Annotated in this window: 23 protein-coding genes; 21 read left to right on the plus strand and 2 right to left on the minus strand. The window is 72.0% G+C overall.

All coding sequences use genetic code 11. From position 1 onward, the window contains the following. Positions 1–145 precede the first annotated feature (145 nt). The 8 genes from LPC08_RS00760 to LPC08_RS00795 all read left to right on the plus strand — a co-directional run bounded on the left by LPC08_RS00760 (position 146) and on the right by LPC08_RS00795 (position 8,197). Positions 146–355 carry a DUF6511 domain-containing protein gene (locus LPC08_RS00760; RefSeq protein WP_230450834.1) on the plus strand — a complete coding sequence of 70 codons (210 nt, stop codon included), beginning with the start codon at positions 146–148 and terminating at the stop codon, positions 353–355. Continuing rightward, a complete protein-coding gene (locus LPC08_RS00765) occupies positions 355–1,122 on the plus strand; it encodes a hypothetical protein (RefSeq protein WP_230450835.1) in 768 nt (255 codons plus the stop codon). The genes LPC08_RS00760 and LPC08_RS00765 overlap by 1 nt, the downstream gene beginning before the upstream one ends. Then, complete coding sequence (locus LPC08_RS00770; RefSeq protein ID WP_230450836.1) at positions 1,119–3,395, plus strand: AAA family ATPase; 2,277 nt, start codon at positions 1,119–1,121, stop codon at positions 3,393–3,395. Before LPC08_RS00765 ends, LPC08_RS00770 begins: the two co-directional genes overlap by 4 nt. Positions 3,396–3,816: 421 nt before the next feature. Next, positions 3,817–4,365, plus strand: a complete 549-nt coding sequence (locus LPC08_RS00775) for a hypothetical protein (RefSeq protein WP_230450837.1) — start codon at positions 3,817–3,819, stop codon at positions 4,363–4,365. Then, a complete protein-coding gene (locus tag LPC08_RS00780; RefSeq protein ID WP_230450838.1) occupies positions 4,362–4,592 on the plus strand; it encodes a hypothetical protein in 231 nt (76 codons plus the stop codon). Before LPC08_RS00775 ends, LPC08_RS00780 begins: the two co-directional genes overlap by 4 nt. Continuing rightward, on the plus strand, positions 4,582–5,136 hold the full coding sequence (locus LPC08_RS00785) for a DUF6456 domain-containing protein (RefSeq protein WP_230450839.1): 555 nt from the start codon (positions 4,582–4,584) through the stop codon (positions 5,134–5,136). Before LPC08_RS00780 ends, LPC08_RS00785 begins: the two co-directional genes overlap by 11 nt. Before the next feature lie 306 nt (positions 5,137–5,442). After that, positions 5,443–6,939 (plus strand): site-specific DNA-methyltransferase, encoded by a 1,497-nt coding sequence (locus LPC08_RS00790; RefSeq protein ID WP_230452949.1) that lies wholly within the window; start codon positions 5,443–5,445, stop codon positions 6,937–6,939. Further along, the gene (locus LPC08_RS00795) at positions 6,929–8,197 is read left to right on the plus strand and encodes a site-specific DNA-methyltransferase (RefSeq protein WP_230450840.1); all 1,269 of its coding nucleotides are present in this window, start codon (positions 6,929–6,931) and stop codon (positions 8,195–8,197) included. Before LPC08_RS00790 ends, LPC08_RS00795 begins: the two co-directional genes overlap by 11 nt. A gap of 15 nt (positions 8,198–8,212) precedes the next feature. Here LPC08_RS00795 and LPC08_RS00800 read toward each other — a convergent pair whose 3' ends face one another. Then, positions 8,213–9,067: a DUF3489 domain-containing protein gene (locus LPC08_RS00800; protein WP_230450841.1), complete on the minus strand. Its 855-nt coding sequence runs from the start codon at positions 9,065–9,067 to the stop codon at positions 8,213–8,215. Between the two features lie 98 nt (positions 9,068–9,165). Then, entirely contained in the window at positions 9,166–9,402 is a 237-nt protein-coding gene (locus LPC08_RS00805; protein ID WP_230450842.1) for a hypothetical protein, read from the minus strand. A gap of 125 nt (positions 9,403–9,527) precedes the next feature. On the opposite strand from LPC08_RS00805, the gene LPC08_RS00810 reads away from it, so the two are divergent. From LPC08_RS00810 to LPC08_RS00870, 13 genes are all read left to right on the plus strand, one after another. Continuing rightward, the gene (locus tag LPC08_RS00810) at positions 9,528–10,106 is read left to right on the plus strand and encodes an elements of external origin (RefSeq protein ID WP_230450843.1); all 579 of its coding nucleotides are present in this window, start codon (positions 9,528–9,530) and stop codon (positions 10,104–10,106) included. Next, the gene (locus tag LPC08_RS00815) at positions 10,106–12,076 is read left to right on the plus strand and encodes a phage terminase large subunit family protein (RefSeq protein WP_230450844.1); all 1,971 of its coding nucleotides are present in this window, start codon (positions 10,106–10,108) and stop codon (positions 12,074–12,076) included. Before LPC08_RS00810 ends, LPC08_RS00815 begins: the two co-directional genes overlap by 1 nt. Before the next feature lie 14 nt (positions 12,077–12,090). Next, entirely contained in the window at positions 12,091–12,444 is a 354-nt protein-coding gene (locus LPC08_RS00820; RefSeq protein WP_230450845.1) for a hypothetical protein, read from the plus strand. Beyond that, complete coding sequence (locus LPC08_RS00825; protein ID WP_230450846.1) at positions 12,441–13,049, plus strand: hypothetical protein; 609 nt, start codon at positions 12,441–12,443, stop codon at positions 13,047–13,049. The genes LPC08_RS00820 and LPC08_RS00825 overlap by 4 nt, the downstream gene beginning before the upstream one ends. Beyond that, the gene (locus tag LPC08_RS00830; protein ID WP_109873291.1) at positions 13,049–13,285 is read left to right on the plus strand and encodes a phage head-tail joining protein; all 237 of its coding nucleotides are present in this window, start codon (positions 13,049–13,051) and stop codon (positions 13,283–13,285) included. The genes LPC08_RS00825 and LPC08_RS00830 overlap by 1 nt, the downstream gene beginning before the upstream one ends. Next, on the plus strand, positions 13,282–14,769 hold the full coding sequence (locus LPC08_RS00835; RefSeq protein WP_230450847.1) for a phage portal protein: 1,488 nt from the start codon (positions 13,282–13,284) through the stop codon (positions 14,767–14,769). Before LPC08_RS00830 ends, LPC08_RS00835 begins: the two co-directional genes overlap by 4 nt. 49 nt (positions 14,770–14,818) lie before the next feature. Then, positions 14,819–16,933 carry a prohead protease/major capsid protein fusion protein gene (locus LPC08_RS00840; RefSeq protein WP_230450848.1) on the plus strand — a complete coding sequence of 705 codons (2,115 nt, stop codon included), beginning with the start codon at positions 14,819–14,821 and terminating at the stop codon, positions 16,931–16,933. Positions 16,934–17,006: 73 nt separating this feature from the next. After that, a complete protein-coding gene (locus tag LPC08_RS00845; protein WP_230450849.1) occupies positions 17,007–17,357 on the plus strand; it encodes a DUF2190 family protein in 351 nt (116 codons plus the stop codon). Next, the gene (locus tag LPC08_RS00850) at positions 17,354–18,010 is read left to right on the plus strand and encodes a structural protein (protein ID WP_230450850.1); all 657 of its coding nucleotides are present in this window, start codon (positions 17,354–17,356) and stop codon (positions 18,008–18,010) included. Before LPC08_RS00845 ends, LPC08_RS00850 begins: the two co-directional genes overlap by 4 nt. Further along, positions 18,007–18,282 carry a hypothetical protein gene (locus LPC08_RS00855; RefSeq protein ID WP_230450851.1) on the plus strand — a complete coding sequence of 92 codons (276 nt, stop codon included), beginning with the start codon at positions 18,007–18,009 and terminating at the stop codon, positions 18,280–18,282. Before LPC08_RS00850 ends, LPC08_RS00855 begins: the two co-directional genes overlap by 4 nt. Before the next feature lie 6 nt (positions 18,283–18,288). Then, complete coding sequence (locus tag LPC08_RS00860; RefSeq protein ID WP_230450852.1) at positions 18,289–18,597, plus strand: head-tail joining protein; 309 nt, start codon at positions 18,289–18,291, stop codon at positions 18,595–18,597. A gap of 1 nt (position 18,598) precedes the next feature. Beyond that, the gene (locus LPC08_RS00865) at positions 18,599–19,321 is read left to right on the plus strand and encodes a DUF6441 family protein (RefSeq protein ID WP_230450853.1); all 723 of its coding nucleotides are present in this window, start codon (positions 18,599–18,601) and stop codon (positions 19,319–19,321) included. Continuing rightward, positions 19,318–19,746, plus strand: a complete 429-nt coding sequence (locus LPC08_RS00870) for a hypothetical protein (RefSeq protein WP_230450854.1) — start codon at positions 19,318–19,320, stop codon at positions 19,744–19,746. The genes LPC08_RS00865 and LPC08_RS00870 overlap by 4 nt, the downstream gene beginning before the upstream one ends. Positions 19,747–19,756: the final 10 nt, after the last annotated feature.

Consider the following 19,756-nt stretch of genomic DNA (forward strand, 5'->3'; position numbering starts at 1 on the left):
ACCGCCCTGCGCCGTCTGCTCCCGCCCGGCGCGTGGCTTTGGCTGGTTCGACCCGGCGCCGCGGAAGAAGCCGCGGCCGTCGGTCTCCTTCTGCTGCATCGCCTGCCAGGGCTTCTGCTCGCGCTTGGCTGGGAGGTCGTCCGCCATGGTTGACCTCACTGGGCAGGAGAAGGCCGCGATGCGCGCCGCCATGCGCCGCGTCGCGGAGACGATGGCCGAGATCGGCTGGGGCACCCGCTTCCAGGAACTGAGCGAGGCGCAGGTGCTGACGCTGATCGAGGTCGCCGTCGGCGGCTTCCAGGAGGCGATGCAGGCGATCGCCCGGCAGGATGCGGCGGCGGAGGTGCCGTTCTGATGCTCGACTTCAACAGCCGCAGCCAGACCTCTGCGCATGTGAATGCCGCCATCGACGCGGCGCTTGTCGCGGCCAATCAGGCGACGCCGCCGCGCAACTACCTGGGCGGCTCGCGCCTCGGCCACACCTGCGAGCGCGCGCTGCAGTTCGAGTTCGTGAAGGCCCCGAAGGATGAGGGCGCTGACTTCGACGGACGGCTGTTGCGCATCTTTGGGATCGGCCATGCGCTGGAGGACGTTGCCGTCGCCTGGCTGCGAGGCGCCGGCTTCGATCTCTACACCCGCCGCGGCGGTGGCGAGCATGGCGAGCAGTTCGGCTTCTCAGTCGCCGGCGGTCGCATCCGCGGTCATGTGGACGGCGTCTTCGCCGGAGGCCCCGCCGTCCCCGGCATGGCGTTCCCGGCGCTGTGGGAATGCAAGACCATGAACGCCAAGGCCTGGCGCGAGACGTCCAGCAAGGGCGTCGCCGCGGCCAAGCCGATCTATGCGGCGCAGATCGCGGTCTACCAGGCCTACATGGACGCCAGCGTCCCGGGCGTGGCGGACAATCCGGCGCTGTTCACCGCCATCAACAAGGACACGGCGGAGCTGCACCACGAGCTGGTGCCGTTCAACGCGGAGCTGGCGCAGCGCATGTCGGACCGGGCGGTGCGCATCCTCGCCGCGACGGATGCCGGCGAATTGCTTCCCCGCCTTGCCGCCCAAGCCGATCACTTCGAGTGCCGGTTCTGCCCCTGGGCCAAGCGGTGCTGGGCGCTGCCTGCATGACGGCATGGGGCGACTTCAACGACGCGGCCTGCCTGCCCGGCGAGGCAGAGGCGCCGGCAGCGATCGACGCGAGCGCGATCGCCGCGTTCCTCGAGGTGGTGTTCGGCTATTGCGACGGGCTGATCCCGGTCCGCGGTTTCGTCGACCAGGGCCAGGGCATCGACACCCGCCCGCACAACATCTGGATCCCAGCCGATGCTACCGCGGGCGAGCTTCTGGCCACCTACGCCGCCTGGGCCGCGCGTGAGGGCAGCGCGGTCTACGTCATTCCCGGCACCGTTGCCGAGCACGGCCAAGCCCGGGCCGAGCATGTCCTGCAGATGCAGGCCGCCGTCGTTGATCTCGACAATGGTGATGTCGAGGCGAAGCTGGCGCACCTGGTCCAGCACGTCGGCGCGCCCACCCTTCTGGTCGAAAGCGGCGGGCGCACGGCTGAGGGTGCGGCAAAGCTCCACGCTTGGTGGCGACTGACGGAGCCAGCCGAGGGCGGCGACATCCATCGCCTCTGCACGCTGCGCGGCGACATCGCGGACAAGGTCGGCGGCGACGCCCACTTCCGCTCCGCTCACCAGCCCATCCGCGTGCCGGGCACCGTCTACCGCAAGGGCGGCGTGGAGCGCGTCGTCACCATCCGCCACCACGACCCACGCCGCGAGATCGAACTGAGTGACCTCGCCGAGGCGGTCGCCGTCATGCCCTTCCTGCCTGGCCAGGAACGCGCCCAGGCTGGCGCACAGGGCGAACGGCCGGGTCTCGACGCCGTCCTGACCACGCCAGTGCGGGAGGGCGCCCAGGACGGTTGGACGCGCTTCCAGGGGGCGAGCGCCGCGATCGGCCACTTCGTCCGCCAGGTGCATGAAGGCCGCCTCACGCCCGACCAGGGCTGGGAGGCCATCTGCGGGTACAACGCCGCCTGCTTGCGCCCGGCCTGGCCGCTGGATCGCCTGAAAGCCGAGGCCGACGCGCTCTGGGCGCTGCACGTTGACCGCAACGGGCCGCCGCTGCTGCGCGCCGACGCCGCACCATCAGCAGCCGTCCCCGCCCACACGCTCGGCGCGCTGCTCGACGACAGTTCGCCAATGCCCGACGACCTCATCGGCCCTCGCTTGCTTACCCCGGGTGGGATGCTGGTGCTCGGCGGCGCGCCGAAGGTCGGCAAATCCGACTTCCTCATCAGCCTGCTCGTGCACGCCGCCGCCGGCGCGCCCTTCCTGCGCTTCACCGCGCCGCGGCCGCTGCGCGTGTTCTACCTGCAGGCCGAGATTCAGTACCACTATCTCCGCGAGCGCCTGCAGCAGCTGCGCCTCGACCGCGCCGTCGTTGCCCGCGCGCGCGACACCCTCGTCGTCACCCCCAAGCTGCGCATGCTGCTCAACGAGCGCGGCGTGCCGCTGGTGGCTGCCGCCATTCGCCAGGCCTTCCCCGACGCGCCGGCGGACGTGATCTGCATCGATCCAATCCGCAACCTGTTCGACGGTGGCCCCGGCGGCGAAGGCGAGAACGATAACGCGGCGATGCTGTTCTTCCTGCAGAGCCGCGTCGAGGCGCTGCGCGACGAGGTGGCACCCGAGGCGGGCATCATCCTCGCCCACCACACGAAAAAGCTCAGCAAGCAACAGGTGAAGGACGATCCCTTCCTGTCGCTCTCCGGCGCCTCCGCGCTGCGCGGCTTCTACACCTCCGGCATGATCCTCTTCCGCCCTGATGAGGAGGAGACGCCGCGCGAACTGCATATCGAGCTGCGCAACGGGCCCGGCCTCAACCCGCTCCTCATCGACAAGCGCGGCGGCGCCTGGGTGGAGCTCGACCGCAGAGGCGCGCGCATCGTGCGGCGTGACGTCGGCGCCCGCCTCGACGCCGAGCGCAGCCGTCGCCACGACGTCATCCTGCAGATCATCGCGCAGGAGGCCCGCGAAGGGCGCGTGTTCACGGGCGGCGCCTTCGCGGCGCAGTTCGAGAACACGCACGGTCTGGGTGGCAACGACACCATCGCGCGCCGCATCAACGTCCTCGCCAACAAGGGCTACATCAAGTTCCTGCGCGCGGCCCCGGAGCACGGCATTCCTGCCAGCAAATCCTCCAAGGGCTATCTGCTGGTGCAGGACATGCTCTTCGCGACGGGCGAGGAGACGACGGATCCCGAGACCGGCGAGATCACGCCGACCCTGGTCCGCCTGCTGCCCAGCCACTTCCAGTCGGACACCAACAGCGCCGTCCTGCCGGTCGAAAACCCCGAGGTCTGGGTGCTGAACGACCCGGAGGTCGAGGCATGATCGACCCGATCGGAACGCCCCCGCACCGTGCGGAACTTGGTGCGGAACTTGGCAGTTCCGCAAGTTCCGCAGCGCTGCGGAACTTCCCTGCGGAACTTGATTTGCCCAAGCATTCCAATGGGTTCGCCAAGTTCCGCAAGTTCCGCAAACGGGCTTTGCGGAACTGGCTTGCGGAACTTCAAAATGTCCAGCCCGAACAAGCGGTTAGGCAAGTTCCGCAAGTTCCGCAAAATCCCACCCCCCTACGGGGGGTGTGCGTGCGCGCCTCAACGGCGCGCGCACACCACACCCAGAGCGGTCGGGTTCGGGCTCGTGGTCCACCCCGAGAGGGCCATCCCGGAAAGCCGGGCAGCGACGGCGAGCTCCGCCAAGAACCGCGCCGTCGCCGCCCTCACCACGACGATCCCCTCTTGGAGACCCCATGGCTCTCGCGACTCTCCCCATGCCCGCGGCGCACGCAAGCGGCCCCTCCATCGCCGAACCACCTGCGATCAACCTGGCACGCCACGCGGTGCTCGCGCTCGATCTCGGCACCACCACTGGATGGGCGTTGCGCAGCCAGGACGGTGGCATCACCTCCGGCACCGTCACCTTCCGCCCGAGCCGCTTCGAGGGTGGCGGCATGCGCTACCTGCGCTTCCGCAGCTGGCTCGGCGAGCTGGCAGCGCTTGCCGGCGGCCTCACGCGCATCGCCTTCGAGGAGGTGCGCTCCCACGCCGGCACCGACGCCGCGCACCTCTATGGCGGCTTCCTCGCGCACCTCTCCGCGTGGTGCGAGGAGCGGGGCATCGCCTACGAGGGCGTGCCCGTCGGCACGATCAAGCGCTACGCGACGGGCAAGGGCAACGCTGACAAGGCGGCGATGATCGCGGCCATGCGCGCACGCGGCTTCGCGCCGGCCGACGACAACGAGGCCGATGCCATCGCCCTTCTGCTCTGGGCGACCGAGCCCACCGGAGGCCGCGCATGAGCATCCACGGCGCACCGCTGCCGCCCCGCTCCTGCCTCGACCGCGGCACCCGCAGCCCAACCAACGAGAGCGAGGTGAACGCCATGCGCGCGGCTGCCTGGCATCGACACGGCGTGGCCGCGCTGCCAGTCGCCGAGATCACCGACGACTGGCTGCGACAGGCCATCACCAACGAAGCCAACCGGCGCTGGGGGCGTCGCAACGGGGAGAACCAGCATGGCCGGTAAGCGCAAGCCCAAGGCCGCGAAGGCGAGCCGCGAGGACCTATCCAAGCCTTCGAAGTGGCGGCTGCAGCACGGCGGATTCTCGGAGCCGGTCCGCGAAGCGGATCCCGAAACCGGCAGCCCTGTGCAGCATCGCCGTGCTGTGGACACGCTTGGGCAGATGTTGGCCAACGGCACGATCACGCCGCAGATGCACGAGGCGGGCAGCATCTTCCGCACGCTGTTCCGCAGCGCGGCGATCGACAGCATGTCCACGTCGCAGTTGATCCGGCTGCCAGGCTCGACGGCAGACCGGCTCTCCAATCGCCAGATCGACGCGCGCCGGCGTGTGCTCGCGGCGCTGGACGCGTTGGGTGGGCATGATAGCCCGGCCGGCTCCTGCATCTGGTTCGTCGTGGGCCTGGAGATGTCGGTGCGCGAATGGGCCGCACGCAGAGGCTGGAGCGGCAGGCCAGTCCCGCAACCGATCGCCGGTGGCATGCTGGTCGCAGGCCTTGGCATCCTGGCGATGCACTTCGGGCTTACGCCGCGAGAGCAGGCGGCGTGACGACGTGCAATCGGGGCGGTCTCCACCGTCCCGATCGCGCTGTTACAATTCACCCGCTGGCGGCTTGCAAATCGAGTTGGCTATGGTGGTGACACGTCGAGAAGGTGCGTCGAGCACCGCGGCTCTTGAGCCACTCGTCCGCTGATTTGCCACTGTGGCTCGCGAGCTGCAGGGTCCTTCCTGGGCCTGCTGTATGCGGGGGGCGGAAGCGCGCAAGGTTCCTAGCGCCAGGCCAGTTTTCCAGGTTGCCAGCGTCGCGCAGTTGCCAGCCGCGCCGGCCACCAATCCACGATCACGCAGGTGCAGATGCCCCAGGCCCCATGGTCTGCGAGCGCCGTCGAGGCGCGCGCGGTCGCCGCGCTGCTGCCCTACGCCGGGAACGCGCGCACGCACTCCGCCGAGCAGGTGGCGCAGATCGCGGCCAGCATCCTCGAATTCGGCTTCGTCGCGCCGGTGCTGGTGGACGAACGCGGCGAGATCATCGCCGGCCACGGCCGGCTGCTGGCTGCGAAGTCCCTCGGCCTCGACGCCGTGCCGACCATCGTCCGCGGCGGCCTGACCGAGGCGCAGAAGGCAGCGTATCGGCTCGCCGACAATCGCATCGCGCTGAACGCCGGCTGGGACGAAGCGCTGCTCGCGGCCGAGGTCGCGAAGCTGCAGGAAATGGGCGGCATCGACCTGGCGCTGACCGGTTTCGACGGCGCCGAGATCGAGCGGCTGCTGGCAGGGCTGGAAACCGAGGCCGACAACCTCCCGGCGCCGGCGGTTGCCAGTGGTGCCGAGCCCGCTCCTGGCAACCAGCCGGACGCGGATGGCGCGGAGCCGACGGAAGACCCCGCGGATGCGGAACCTGAGCCGCCCCGCCAAGCCGTCGCACGCGTCGGCGACATCTGGCTGCTGGGCGAGCACCGCCTCGCCTGCGGCGACAGCACCAATCGAAGCACAGTCGCGCGCGTCATGGCTGCGGATCGCGCCGCGCTGCTGTTCACCAGCCCGCCCTATGGGAACCAGCGGGACTATACGACCGGCGGCGTGTTCGATTGGGACGCGCTGATGCAGGGCGTGTTCGGGCATCTCGAAGGCGCGCTCCGGCGCGACGCTCAGGTGCTGGTGAATCTTGGGCTGATCCATCGCGAGGGTGAATGGCAGCCGTATTGGCAGGGCTGGCTGGACTGGATGCGTGGCCAGGGCTGGCGGCGCTTCGGGCTCTACGCCTGGGACCAGGGCCCCGGCCTGCCCGGCGACTGGAACGGGCGGCTCGCGCCGGCCTTCGAGCTGGTCTTCCACTTCAACCGCGAGGCGCGGCAGGCGAACAAGATCGTGCCGTGCAAGTGGGCCGGCACGCCGAACAAGGGCAGCGGGCTGCGCGCCGCTGACGGCGAGGTGAAGGCCTACACCCATATCGGCCTGCCGGTGCAGGAGATGCGCATCCCGGACAGCGTGCTGCGCATCACGCGACACAAGGCGCGGGGGATCGAGACCGAGCACCCGGCGGTGTTCCCCGTCGCGCTTCCGGAGTTCCTGATGCGCGCCTACACGGACGAGGGCGACGTCGTGTTCGAGCCCTTCGGCGGCTCGGGCACGACCATCCTCGCCGGCCAGCGCACGGGTCGGCGCGTCCGCGCCATTGAGCTCGCGCCGGCCTATGTCGACCTGGCGATCGCCCGCTGGCGGATGCTGCACCCAGACCTGCCGGTGACGCTGGCCGAGGACGGACGAGACCACGACACGGTCGCCGCGGCGCGCACGAGCCCTCAGGCAACGCCCGAGCAGGGCGGTAAGGCGCCGGCCGATGCTGCCTGATCTCCGCGTCGAGATGATGCCTGTGGCGGCGCTCGCGCCCTACGCCGCGAACGCCCGGCTCCATCCCACCGAGCAGGTGGCGCAGCTCGCCGCCTCGATCGGGGAGTTCGGCTTCAACGTGCCGGTGCTGGTGGATGACGCCGGCGTGCTGATCGCCGGCCATGGCCGCGTGCTCGCCGCCAAGGCGCTCGGCCTCGATGAGGTGCCGGCGATCCGGCTCGGGCACCTGACCGAGGCGCAGGCGCGGGCGTTCCGGCTGGCGGACAACCAGCTGGCGCTCAACTCCACCTGGGACGAGGGACTGCTCGCCGCCGAGCTGCGCGCGCTGCGCACCGACGAGTTCGACCTCGGGCTGATCGGCTTCGACGGGGCGACGCTCGACCGGCTGCTGGACGAGGCGGCGTCAGACGCCCCGGCCGCACCTGGCGGGGATCCCGACGCTCCGGCGCCAGAGCCGCCCGAGGCTCCCATCACGCAGCCTGGCGATCTGTGGCTGCTCGGCCCGCACCGGCTGCTCTGTGGCGACGCCACCTCCGCTGCGGACGTCGCGCGGCTGCTCGACGGCGCGCGGCCACACCTGATGATCACGGACCCGCCCTACGGTGTGAACTACGATCCCGAGTGGCGGAATGAGGCGGGCGTCTCGGCCACGATGCGCACAGGCAAGGTGGCGAACGACGACCGCGCCGACTGGCGCGACGCCTGGGCGCTGTTCCCAGGCGACGTCGCCTATGTCTGGCACGCGGGCGTGCACGCGCGCACGGTGATCGAGAGCCTCGAGGCGGCGGGCTTCGCGGTGCGGAGCCAGATCGTCTGGGCGAAGTCGCGCTTCGTGCTCGGGCGAGGCGACTACCACTGGCAGCACGAGCCCTGCCTCTATGCAGTGCGCAAGGGTGCGACCGGCCACTGGCAAGGCGCGCGCGACCAGGCAACGCTCTGGCCGATCAGCGCGGGAGGCGACGAGGACGCGGCGACGGTGCACGGCACACAGAAGCCAGTGGAGTGCATGCGGCGGCCTATGCTGAACAACAGCGCTCCGGGCGAAGTCGTCTACGAGCCGTTCTGCGGCAGCGGCAGCACCATCATCGCCGCGGAGACCATTAGTCGCATCTGCTACGCGATGGAGCTCGACCGCCGCTATGTCGATGTCGCGGTGCGCCGGTGGCAGGCCTTCACGGGCCGTGCGGCCGTGCTGGCGGGGGAGGAGCGGGTCTTCGACGACATCGCCGCCGCCCGCGGCATGCAGGCGGCGGCGTGATCGGTGCGGCGCGCCTCAGGCCGGCAGGTGGTAGACCGTGTAGGACCCCTTCGCGCCCTCCTTGTTCGGGCCGACCTGGCGCACCCGCTCCAGCACCTGCACCTCGATCCCCTGGCGCTTCTTGAGGCCCGCGAAGAACCCGCGAACCGTGTGCTGCTGCCAGCCGGTCGCCTCGCAGATGTGCGCGATGGTCGCGCCCTCCTCGCGGCGGAGCATCGCCAGGACCGTCTCCTGCTTCGTCCCCTCGCGCGGCTTGCGCGGCGCGCCGGGCTCGCGCGCGGCGCGGGGCGGCTTGCCGGCCAGGGCGGCGCGGAGGGTCTCGATGGCGCGGCTGATCGGGTTGTCGGTCGCGTCCTGCGCCGGGCTGGCGTCCCAGGCGGCCAGGACCGCCGCGGCGGCGTAGCGCAGGCTTGCGCGCGGGGCGGGCGTGGTCGCGCCCTGGGCGGGTTCGGCGTCCTCCGCGGGGCCATCCCGCTCCGTCGCGTCCTCCCCGCCCGTGGGCGCCGTGTCGGCCACCGGTGCAGCGGCCTCCGCGGCGGCGCGGCGCTCGGCGTTGCGGCGCGCGATGGCCTCGGCGCTCTGCTCGTCCTCCTCGCGCGCGTCGTCCGTGTTCGGGTCGATGCCGATGGCCCGCAGCCCGTCGTCGGTGATGCGCGCCACGATCCAGGTGCCGTCCTCGTCCTGCCGCCAGCCCAGCCCGACATGCTCCCGCGGGGCGTTGATCTCGGTCAGCAGGTTGTTCTTGATCAGGCTGCGGAATACCGCGTTGCGGGCGGCGGCCGGCAGGGTCTTCGGCGCGCGGGCGAGGCCCATCTCGTGCTGCGCGGCGGCGCTGAGGATCACGCGCTGGGTGTCGGAAAGCTTCGTCATCGTGGTGGTCTCCGGTGTCGGGTGCCGACCATCGGCCCCTACTGCCCGGAGCCCCGCCGGCGCGCGCCGGTCGGGGCCGCGGCGGGGTGTGCCGCGCACTACTCGGCGAATTCGCCGCGCTTGAAGTAGCAGTCCGTCACGCTCGCGAGCCGGCTGTTCCAGTGTTCGAGCGTCGCGGCCTTGCCCCAGAGGACGTCCTCGGGATCCGCGCCGAAGTGGTCCGCGCTCATCTCCCGAAGCTCCGCGACCATCGCGTCGAAGCGGGCCTTCTGCTGCAGGAAGGCTTCGAGGCTCTTCTGCTGGTTGCGGGCGGCGCGGGCTTCGCGGTCGGTCATGTTCGTCTCCGTCGTGATGCAGGGCAGCCCCTGCTCGTGACGGACCATTCGCGCTGCGGCGGGGGCTGAGCCAAGCGCCATCGGCGCGACGGCGATTGCTTTCTTCGAGGGGTCTCGATCACATCATGATCGCCACCGCGCAGCCGGGCCGCGTGGCCTCGCAGCGCGAGGTGGCGCGCCGTCTCGGCGTCTCCCACACGGCGCTGCAGAAGGCGCAGCGTGCCGGCCGCATCGCGCCCGAAGCCGATGGCGCCTGGGACATCGAGAAGGTCCGGGCGCGGCTCGCCAACAGCAGCGATCCCATCCGGAAGACCGCGACGCTGGTGCCTGCTCCACCGGCCACACCGCGGCCCGCGGCGCCACCGCCTGTCGCGGCGCCGCCCGCACCGACTGATCCGCTGCCGCGCGCCGCGCAGAACACCTTTCACGATGCGCGCACGGCGAACGAGGTGCTGAAGGCGCAGGAGCGCCGGCTGCGGCTCGACGAGCGCAAGGGCAAGCTGGTCGACAAAGCCCGCGCGCTGCTGCTGGTGCACCGCCTCGCTAAGGAGGAACGCGACGCCATCCTCGCTTGGCCCGCCCGCGTGGCTGCCGAGATGGCAGCCGAGCTCGGCGTCGACGCGCATCGGCTGCAGACCATGATGGACACGCGCCTGCGAGAGCATCTGGCCGGGCGGCACGATGTGCGCGTGAGCGTCGGCTGATGATCGGGGAACACCTGCTCGACGAGCTCGGTCGCTTCGACGGCGACGCGGAGATCCTGCAGGCTTGGCGCGACGGCATGGCGCCCGAGCCGGCGCTGCTGGTCTCGGAGTGGGCGGACAAGCATCGCGTGCTCGGCTCGCGGGGCTCTGCCGAGCCGGGGCCGTGGCGTACGGTCCGCACGCCCTACCTGAAGGAGGTGATGGACGCGCTGTCGCCGGCCCATCCGGCGCGGCGCGTCGTTTTCATGAAGGGTGCCCAGGTCGGCGGCACCGAGTGCGGCAATAACTGGATCGGCTACGTCATCCACCACGCACCAGGGCCGATGCTCGCGGTGCAGCCCACGACGGAGCTGGCCAAGCGCTTCTCCGACCAGCGCATCGATCCACTGGTGGAGGAGACACCGGCGATCCGCGAGCGGGTCGCGCCGGCGCGCTCCCGCGACAGCGGCAATCGCCAGCTCTCGAAGGAGTTCCCCGGCGGGCAGCTGGTGATGACCGGGGCCAACAGCGCGGTCGGCCTGCGCTCGATGTCGGCGCGCTTCCTGTTCCTCGACGAGATCGACGCCTATCCCGGCGACGTCGAGGGCGAGGGTGATCCGATCGCACTGGCCGAGGCCCGCGCCCGCACCTTCGGCTGGCGCCGCAAGATGCTGCTCGTCAGCACGCCGACCATCGCCGGCCTGTCGCGGATCGAGCGGGAGTATCTGGCCTCCGACCAGCGGCGGTACTTCATGCCCTGCCCGCACTGCGGCCATCGCCAGCATCTCCGCTTCGAGCGGCTGGTCTGGGACGAGGGCCAGCCGGAGACGGCGCGGTATCTGTGCGAGGATTGCGACCGCGCGATCGGCGAGCAGCACAAGGCGGCGATGCTGGCCGCGGGCGAATGGCGTGCAACCGCCACGGCCACGGACCCGCACGCGATCGGCTTCCACATCTCGGCGCTCTACTCGCCGCCCGGCTGGATGCCCTGGTCGGAGATCGCGCGGCTCTGGCTTGCCGCGCAGGGCGACGACCGCGCGATCAAGACCTTTCGCAACACCGTACTCGGGGAGACTTGGCAGGAGGCGGGCGAGGCACCGGACTGGCAGCGCCTCTACGACCGCCGCGAGCAGTGGCCGGTCGGCACCGTGCCGATGGGCGGGCTGCTGCTCACGGCCGGCGTGGATGTTCAGCGTGATCGCCTCGAGGCGAGCCTATGGGCCTGGGGCCAAGATCGGCAGTCCTGGCTGATCGAGCACCGCGTGCTGGCGGGCAATCCGTTCGAGGCGGGGGTGTGGGAGGATCTGCGGCTGCTGCTGGGCGAGACCTGGGGGCATGCCAGCGGGCATCGGCTGCCGGTGGCAATGGCGGCGATCGACAGCGGCGACGGCATGACCACGGCGGAGGTGTATGCGTTTGTCCGGCGCGCGGGTGCCGGCCGCGCGATCGCCGTGAAGGGTCAGGACGGGCTGCGGGCCGCGATCGGCCAGCCGGCTGCGACGGAGGTCCGGCGGAACGGCCGGAAGCTCGGTGGGCTCAAGGTCTGGCCGGTGGGCTCGTCCTTCCTGAAGGCCGAGACCTATGGCTGGCTGAAGCTCGACCGGCCCACGGAGGAGAGCGGCGATCCCTTCCCGCCGGGCTACGTGCACCTGCCGGGGCATGCGGCGGGGGAGGAGTTCTGCCGCCAGATCACGGCGGAGCAGCTGGTGGCCCGTGCTGGGCGGAACGGCTTCCGCCGGCTTGAGTGGGTGAAGACGCGCGAGCGGAACGAGGCGCTGGACTGCCGGGTCTATGCCCGCGCGGCCGCGGCGGCGCTTGGCATGGATGGCTGGGGCGACGGGCGCTGGGCGCGCATGGCCGATGCGCTGTCGCTTCCAGCAGCCGAACTTCCCACCGGCGGGAATGTCGCTCCCCCGTCGCCGTCGCAGGCCGCACCCGACACCCACCGCCCGCGCGGCTGGCTCGCGCCGCGCAGCGGCTGGTTGCGCTGATCCTGGAGACCCTGATGACCGCGATCGTGCCCGTGCGCACCAGTATCACCGCCGGCCAGGCGCTGAGCGGCCCCGTCGCCAGCGTCGGCTACAGCGTCTGCCTGCTGCTGCTGCCGGCCGCCTGGACCGACGCGCCGCTCACCCTGCAGGGCTCGCTCGACGAGGGCGAGCCTGCAGCCTGGGCGGATCTCTACGACCATCTCGGCAATGAGGTGGTGCTGGCCGCCGCCGCCGGCCGGGCACTCACCCTGCCGCCCACCCTTCTGCTCGGCTGGCGCTGGCTGCGGATGCGCTCCGGCCTCGCCGCTGCGCCGGTGAACCAGGTGGCGGAGCGCCTTCTCACCCTCGGCATCCGGCCCCTCGCATGACCGCGCTCTTCCAGCACTACCTGCCGCCGGCGCCGGCGATGCTGCCCTACGTCTCGGGGCGCTTCTACGCCTCGCAGCATGCGCGCGCCGTCGGCGGCGCGGTCGCGATGACGGCGAACCGGCTGTACTGCGTCCCCTATGTGCTGGCGCGTCCCGGGCTGTTCTCGGGCATGGCTGTCAGTGTGACGACGGGCGCGGCCGGACTCCTGCGTATGGCGCTCGCGGCGGACAATGGTGCCGGCCGGCCGGGAGCGGTGATCGAAGAGCCGGTGGTGGACGCCGACACCGCCGCCACTGGCAATGCACTCTGCCCCTTCGCGCAGCCGCGCTGGATCTCGGCCGGCATCTGGTGGCTGCTGCTGTGCTTCTCCGGGGCTCCCTCGGTACGCGGTACCAGCACGCAGGCATTCAGCGGCGGGAACACGCTGCTGCTCGGCTCGGCCGCGGCGGATGGCGGCGCCGGCGGCGGCACGACCGGCAGCGAGAACGGCTTCTTCGCGGCGCTGACGCACCAGGCCGGCGTGCCGATCATGCCGAACCCGCCCACCGGGCTGTCCTATCTCGTCAACGCGGCGACGCCGCTGCCGACGCTCAGGGCCGCGTGATGGATCCGACTGTTCTCGCGTGGGCGCTGGCGCAGCCGCAGGGGAGCCGCGCCGCGGCGCTGGCGGCCGCCTACACGGGCGGCACGACGCGCGTGAGCTTCGACGGGCGGACGGTGGAGTATCGCAGCCTCGATGAGCTCGGCCGCGCGCTGGCCGTGCTGCGCGGTGCGGAGATGAGCGCAACGCGCCGTCCTTCCGTGACACTCGCCAGCTTCTCGCGGGAGAGAACCGGGTGATCCGACGCCTCCGCGATGCATGGCAGGTGCTGCGCGGCTATGCCGCGGCGCAGGACCACCGCGCCTCCGCCTGGGCGCCCTCGGGCGGCAGCGCCAATGCCGAGGTCGGCATGGCGGCAGCAACGGTGGCGCGCCGCGCGCGCGATGCCGTGCGCAATGATCCCTACGCCAGTCGCATCGTTGATCTCTGGACTGGCAATGCGGTCGGCGCGGGCATCACCACGCGCTGGCCGGACGACGCGCACGGCCGCGCCTGGCAGCGCTGGGCGGAGAGCACCGCCTGCGACGCGGAGGGGCGGCTCGACCTCTACGGCCTGCAGGCGCTGGTGATGCGGGCTGTGGTCGAGAGCGGCGAGTGCTTCGTGCGCTTCCTGATGGTGTCGCCATCGCTCACCAACCCGATCGGCCTACGCCTGCAGGTGCTGGAGAGCGACCACCTCGACACGGCGCGGAACGGCATGGTCGAGGGCGCGCCAACCATCCAGGGCATCGCGCTTGGCGAGGCCGGGGAGCCGATTGGCTATTGGCTCCACCGCGTCCACCCCGGCGCCGCCTGGATCCTGCCGGGCGCGACCTTGCTCAGCAGCGAGCGCATCCCCGCTGGTGACGTGCTGCACGTCTACCGCAAGCGCCGCCCCGGCCAGCTGCGCGATGTCTCCTGGCTGGCCCCGGTGCTGCTGCGCCTGCGTGACCTCGGCGACTACGAGGCGGCGCTGCTGATGAAGGCCAAGATCGAAGCCTGCCTCGCCGCCGTGGTCACCGAGGAAGGCGACGAGGCGCTGACCGGCGCCGCCGCCGGCCTGCTCCGCGACGCCCAAGGCCGGACGGTGGAGAGCTTCGAGCCGGGGATGATCCTCTATCGCCGCGGCATGGGCAGCGTCGAGGTGGTTAACCCCTCCGGCGGCGGCTCACATGCCGCCTTCGCCCGCCGTGCGCTCGAGGCCGCCGCGGTCGGCGCCGGCCTCACTTACGACCAGGTCTCAGGCGATCTCACCCAGGCGAACTACTCCAGCTTGCGCGCCGGCAAGATCGAGTTCCGCCGCCTCTGCGAGCAGGTGCAGTACGGGATGCTCATCCCGATGCTGGTGCGACCCATCGCCGAGCGCTTCCACGCGCAGGGCGCGCTGCTCGGGCTCTGGGGTGCGGAGATGCCGGACGGCGTCAGCCACGTGCCGCCGGCGCACGAGATGATCGACCCGCTCAAGGACACCACCGCCCTGATCGCCCAGGTCAGGGCCGGCTTCGTGCCGCAGCCCGAGGCGGCCGGCGCCTTCGGCTACGATTTTCGGGCCGCTGTGGAGATGATCCGCGAGGCCAACGCCCTGCTCGACGAGGCCGGCCTCGCGCTCGACACCGACCCGCGCCGGGTCGCGAAGTCCGGCGCAGCACAGGACGCCGCGCAGATGGCCGCGGTGGAGATCGCCGCCACCGGCGCGGCCGCGCCACCGCGCGTGCCGACTGAACCTGCGTCGGGCGAGGGCTGAGCGCGCCCTATCCACAGATCATCCCGGCCTTTTCCCCAGGGATATCCACATGATCGACACCACTGAGCCGGGCGGCAGCGATGCCGCACCGGAGCCGGCAGCTGCGCCCACCGCGGCGGACGTTCCGCTCGTGGCGCAGCGCGCCATCACCGCGCCTGCCACCGTCGATCGCGCCGCGCGCACCGTCGAGGTGGTGTGGAGCACCGGCGCCCGGGCCCGCAACTTCGTCCCGGCCCTCGGCCTGATCACCGAGGAGCTGGAGATGTCGCCGAACGCGGTGCGCATGGACGCGCTGCGCTCGGGCCAGGCCCCCGTGCTGAACACCCACCGCCGCGGCGATGCGCGTGACGTCCTTGGCCGCGTCACGGCCGCCCGCCTCGAGCGCGGCCGCGGCTACGCCACGCTGCAGTTCTCCGCCGCGGCCGATGTCGAGCCCGTCTGGCAGCGCATCGCCGACGGCACTCTCCGCGCGGTGAGCGTCGGCTATCGCGTGCACCGCTACGAGCCGCGGCCCGACGTCGCGACTGGCGAGACCGTCCACCGCGCGGTGGATTGGGAGCCCTTCGAGATCTCTGTCGTGCCCGTTCCGGTGGACCGGGACGCCAGTGTGCGTGGCGAGGCGCCGCAGGGTGCGCCCGCCGTCGCGATCGAACCCGCCCTGCCTGACGAGGACCCACCCATGCCCGAGACGACGCCGGCCGAGCCGGCTGCTGCCCCGTCGGCGCCGCCTGCCGCGTCGCCGTCCACCGCCCCGCTCCAGGAGACCACCGTGACCACCACGCCCAGCTCCCCGGCGCCCGAGCCGACCCGCGCCGCGCCCGCACCGGCCGTGCCGACGATCGACCTCGAGGCCGTCCGCGCCGAGGCCGAGCGCGCCGCCACCGAGCGCATTGCCAGCTACGAGCCGGTCCTCGCCGCCGCCCGCGGCCTGCTCGCCGCGGACACCCTCGACGCGCTGCGCCATGCCGCCATCCGCGAGCGCGTCAGCCCCGAGGTGCTGCGCAGCCGCCTGTGGGACGCCTTCACCCAGACGCAGACGAGCCGCCCGACGCTCCCGGCCCGCCCCGAGACGGGCCCCGGCCACGACGACCCTGCGCAGATCCTCGACGCCATGGCCGAGGCGCTCGCCGCGCGCTCCATGCCCGGCTACCAGCCGCAGGGCTCCGGCCGCCACGCCGAGTTCATGGGCTGGCGCCCCTCCGACATGATCGGCGAGCTGCTCCGCGCCCGCGGCGTGCGGAGCGTGCCGCGCAACCCGACGCTCCTCGCCGAGCGCGCCTTCCACACCAGCTCGGACTTCCCGGCGCTGCTCTCGGCCGCGGCCAACAAGATGCTGCTCGCCGCCTACCAGCCGGCGCAGCCGACCTATCGCCAGATCTTCCTCCGGCGGGACTTCCGCGACTTCAAGCCGCACCGCCACCTGCGCATCGGCGACTTCCCGACCCTGCTCCCCCTCGCCGAGAACGGCGAGATCCAGGTCGGCACCATGTCCGAGAGCCAGGAGATCGTGCTGCTGCAGACCTTCGCGCGGCGCATCCGCGTCACGCGGCCGATGCTGGTCAACGACGACCTCGGCGCCTTCACCGACTTCGCCGCCTCCATCGGTCGTCGCGTCGCCGAGTTCGAGAACGCCACGGCCTACAACCTGCTGAACAGCGCCAATGGCGACGGCCCGACCCTCGCCACCGGCAGCGCCCCGGTCTTCGCCACTGGCGCGGCGCGCGCGAACAAGGCCAGCACCGGCACGGTGCTCGACACCTCGACCATCGGCGCCGGCCGCACCGCCATCATGAAGCAGCGCACGCTGGACGGCCTGCCGATCTCCATGGGCCAGACCATGCGCCTGCTGGTCGGGCCGAACCTCGAGCTCGCCGCCCGCCAGGCGACGGTGGTCGTGCAGGCGAGCGAGATCGGCAAGGCGAACGTCTTCGCCGGCTTCGTGCAGCCGGTGATCGAGCCGCTGATCCAGGCGAACCGCTGGTACCTGTTCTCCGACCCGGTCGCCGCACCCGTCTATGTCTACGGCTACCTTAACGGCGCCGAGGGACCGCAGGTCACCACCGGCCCGGTGCAGGGCGCGGACGGCGTCGAGGTCAGCGTGATCTTCGATTTCGGCGTCGGCGCCATCGACTGGCGCGGCGCCTGGTTCAACCCGGGGACCTGATCCTCCCCACCACCACAGCAGCTTCGTCGAGGGCGTCCTTCGGGACGCCTTCGGCGTTTCAGGAGACCTCTCCATGCGCAACTGCATCCGTCCCGACGCGCGCTCCATCCCGATGGTGGTGCCCTACGCCGGAGGCATCCTCTCCGGCCAGGGCATGCTGGTCGGCGCCTTCTTCGGGGTGGCGGCGTCCGACGCCGCCCAGAACGCCAGCGTCGAGTGCGAGACCCGCGGCGAGTTCGAGCTCACCAAGGAGCCCTCGCTCGCCATCTCCGCCGGCGCGCGGGTGTTCTGGGACAACACCAACCGCCGCATCACCACCACCGCCACCGGCAACTTCCAGGTCGGCCTCTGCACCGTCGCGGCGCTGGCGGCCGATGCCACGGTCCGCGTCATGCTGGCCCGCGTCTCGGCGTCCGGCACATGAGCGGCGATCCGAAGACCAGCCGGGGCTACCGCAATCGCAACCCCGGCAACATCGAGCACCTCGCTACGAACAAGTGGCTCGGCCTCGAGGACCCACCCTCGGATGGGCGCTTCTGCCGCTTCCGCTCGCACCAGCACGGCATCCGCGCCCTGGCCCTGCTGCTGCAGAGCTACCAGGACCGGCATGGGCTGCGCACGGTGCGCAGCATCGTCGCGCGCTGGGCGCCGAGCAGCGAGAACGACACCCGCGCCTACCAGGCGGCGGTCGCCGCGCGGCTCGGCGTCGCGCTCGACGACCCGATCGACCTGCACGACGCGGCGACGATGCGCGGGCTGGTCGAGGCGATCATCCGGCACGAGCTCGGCGGCATGCCCTACGCGCCGGAGACGATCGCGGAGGGATTACGCATGGCGGGGCTGGTCCAGCCGGGCCTTGCCCACAGTGGCACCGTGCGCGCCGCCGCGGGCTCGGTGGTCGCGGGCGTCACGGCGGCGGCGGTGGTCGATGCGGTGACCACGCTTGCTCCCCACGCCGAGGGCTTGGCGGCCGTGTTGCGCGCGCTCGGCCCCTGGGGCGTCGCCGCCGCGGTGATCGGCGTCGCGGCCTGGACAATCCACCAGCGGCTGCAGCGGCAGCGGGAGGTCACCCGATGACGGACCACGACCGCGAACTCGGCACGATCGTCACCCGCCTCACCGAGATCGAGCGGCGGCTCGCCGAGGGCGATAAGGACATGCGCGAGCTGACGCGCACGGTGACCGAGCTGGTTAAGGCGATGGCTGGCCTCACCGCGCGGCTGTCGCTCGGGGCCGGCGGGCTGCCGGGCACATCACCAGCGATCCCCGCGACGGGTGCGGCCGCAGCCGGCGGCATCGTCGGCGCCGCGGTCGGCGCGAAGCTCGCCTCCTGGCTCGGGCTGGGCTGAACCGCAATGGCTGTGTTCGACGATGCACTGGCGGTGCTCGCGGCCGATCCGAACCTTGGCGTCGAGGCCACTTACCGCGTCGCGGGCACCGGTGTGCCCATGTCACTGCGCGTGCTTCGGTCGAGCCCCGATCGCGTGGTGGACGCCTTCGACACGCCACTGCTGCGCGCGACCGACGTGCTGACCGTCGCCATCGGCCTGCTGCCAGCGATCGAGGCGGACGACACCTTCACCATCGGCACGGACATACTGACGGTGGACAGCGCCGAGCGAGACGCTGCCGGGGTCGCCTGGCGCGTACTCTGCCGGCGGTAGCATGCGCCTCTCCGCTGTCGTCGGGGATCTCCGCAAGGCGCTCGCGGAGGAGGTCCGCGCCGGTGAGCGTGCTGCCTCTCGCGCCGTGCGCGCCGAGACCGACGCGCTTAAGGGGGAACTGCGCCAGCAGGTCACCGGATCCCTGGGCGGGAAAGCCCGCGGCATCGCCAATGCCTGGCGCTCCCAGGTCTTCCCGCGCACCGGCGTGTCGATGCGCGCTGCCGGCCTCGTCTGGAGCAAGACGCCGTTGGTGATCGATGCCTTCGAGCGCGGCGCGCTGATCCGGCCGAAGGGCGGCGGGCGGTTCCTCGCGATCGCCACCGGCTTCAACGCCGCCCGCGGCTGGCGCGGGCGCGGCGACAAGGGCCTGCGCGTCACGCCTGCCCAGATGGTCGCCTCCGGCCAGGGCTTCCTCCGACCCTTCCGCTCGGGCCGCGGCTTCGTCTGGTGCCTGCCGCTGCGCCAGGGCGCGGGAACGGGCCGACGGCGGCGCACACGGCTCATCGCTGGCGGCGTGGCCGAGGTCGGCACGGCCAACCGCAAGGGCCGCGAGGCCTGGGCACGGGGGCTGCTCGAACAGGGGATGGTGCCGATGTTCCTGCTGCTGCCGCAGGTGAAGCTCGCCAAGCGGCTCGACGTGCGCGGGGCCTCCCTGCGCGCCCTCCGGCGCCTGCCGCGGCGCTTCGTGGCGGCCTGGGAAGCCGAAGCCGGGAGGCCCGCGTGAGCGTTCGCGAGACGGCCCTCGCCGCTCTGTCCGCGCGCCTGGGCGCCACCCTGGCCGCGCGGAACCCGGCTCCGAAGGTGTTGCGGAACGAGACCGTCCCACAGCGCATGCCCGCCGGCGGGCTCGTGGTGGTCCGCGACGGCGAGACGGTGGAGGAGACCCCGATCCTGTCACCGCTCGCCTGGGCGGTCGAGCACCGCGCCGAGGTCGAGGTTGTCGCGGCCACGGGTGCGCTGCTCGACGCGCTGCTGGTCGACATCGCCGCGGCGATCGCCGGCGATCGCACCCTCGGCGGGGCGGTCGAGTGGGCGCAGCCCGGCGCGCCCTCCTTCGACGACGCCGAGACCGAGGGCGCCGCCGCGGCCCGCGTCGCCTCCGTGCCCGTCACGCTGTCCTTCACCGTCGCCGGCTCGCCGCTGGCCTGACAGGAGCTTC

Origin of the sequence: Roseomonas sp. OT10, from assembly GCF_020991085.1 — a bacterium.
GTDB lineage: Bacteria > Pseudomonadota > Alphaproteobacteria > Acetobacterales > Acetobacteraceae > Roseomonas > Roseomonas cutis.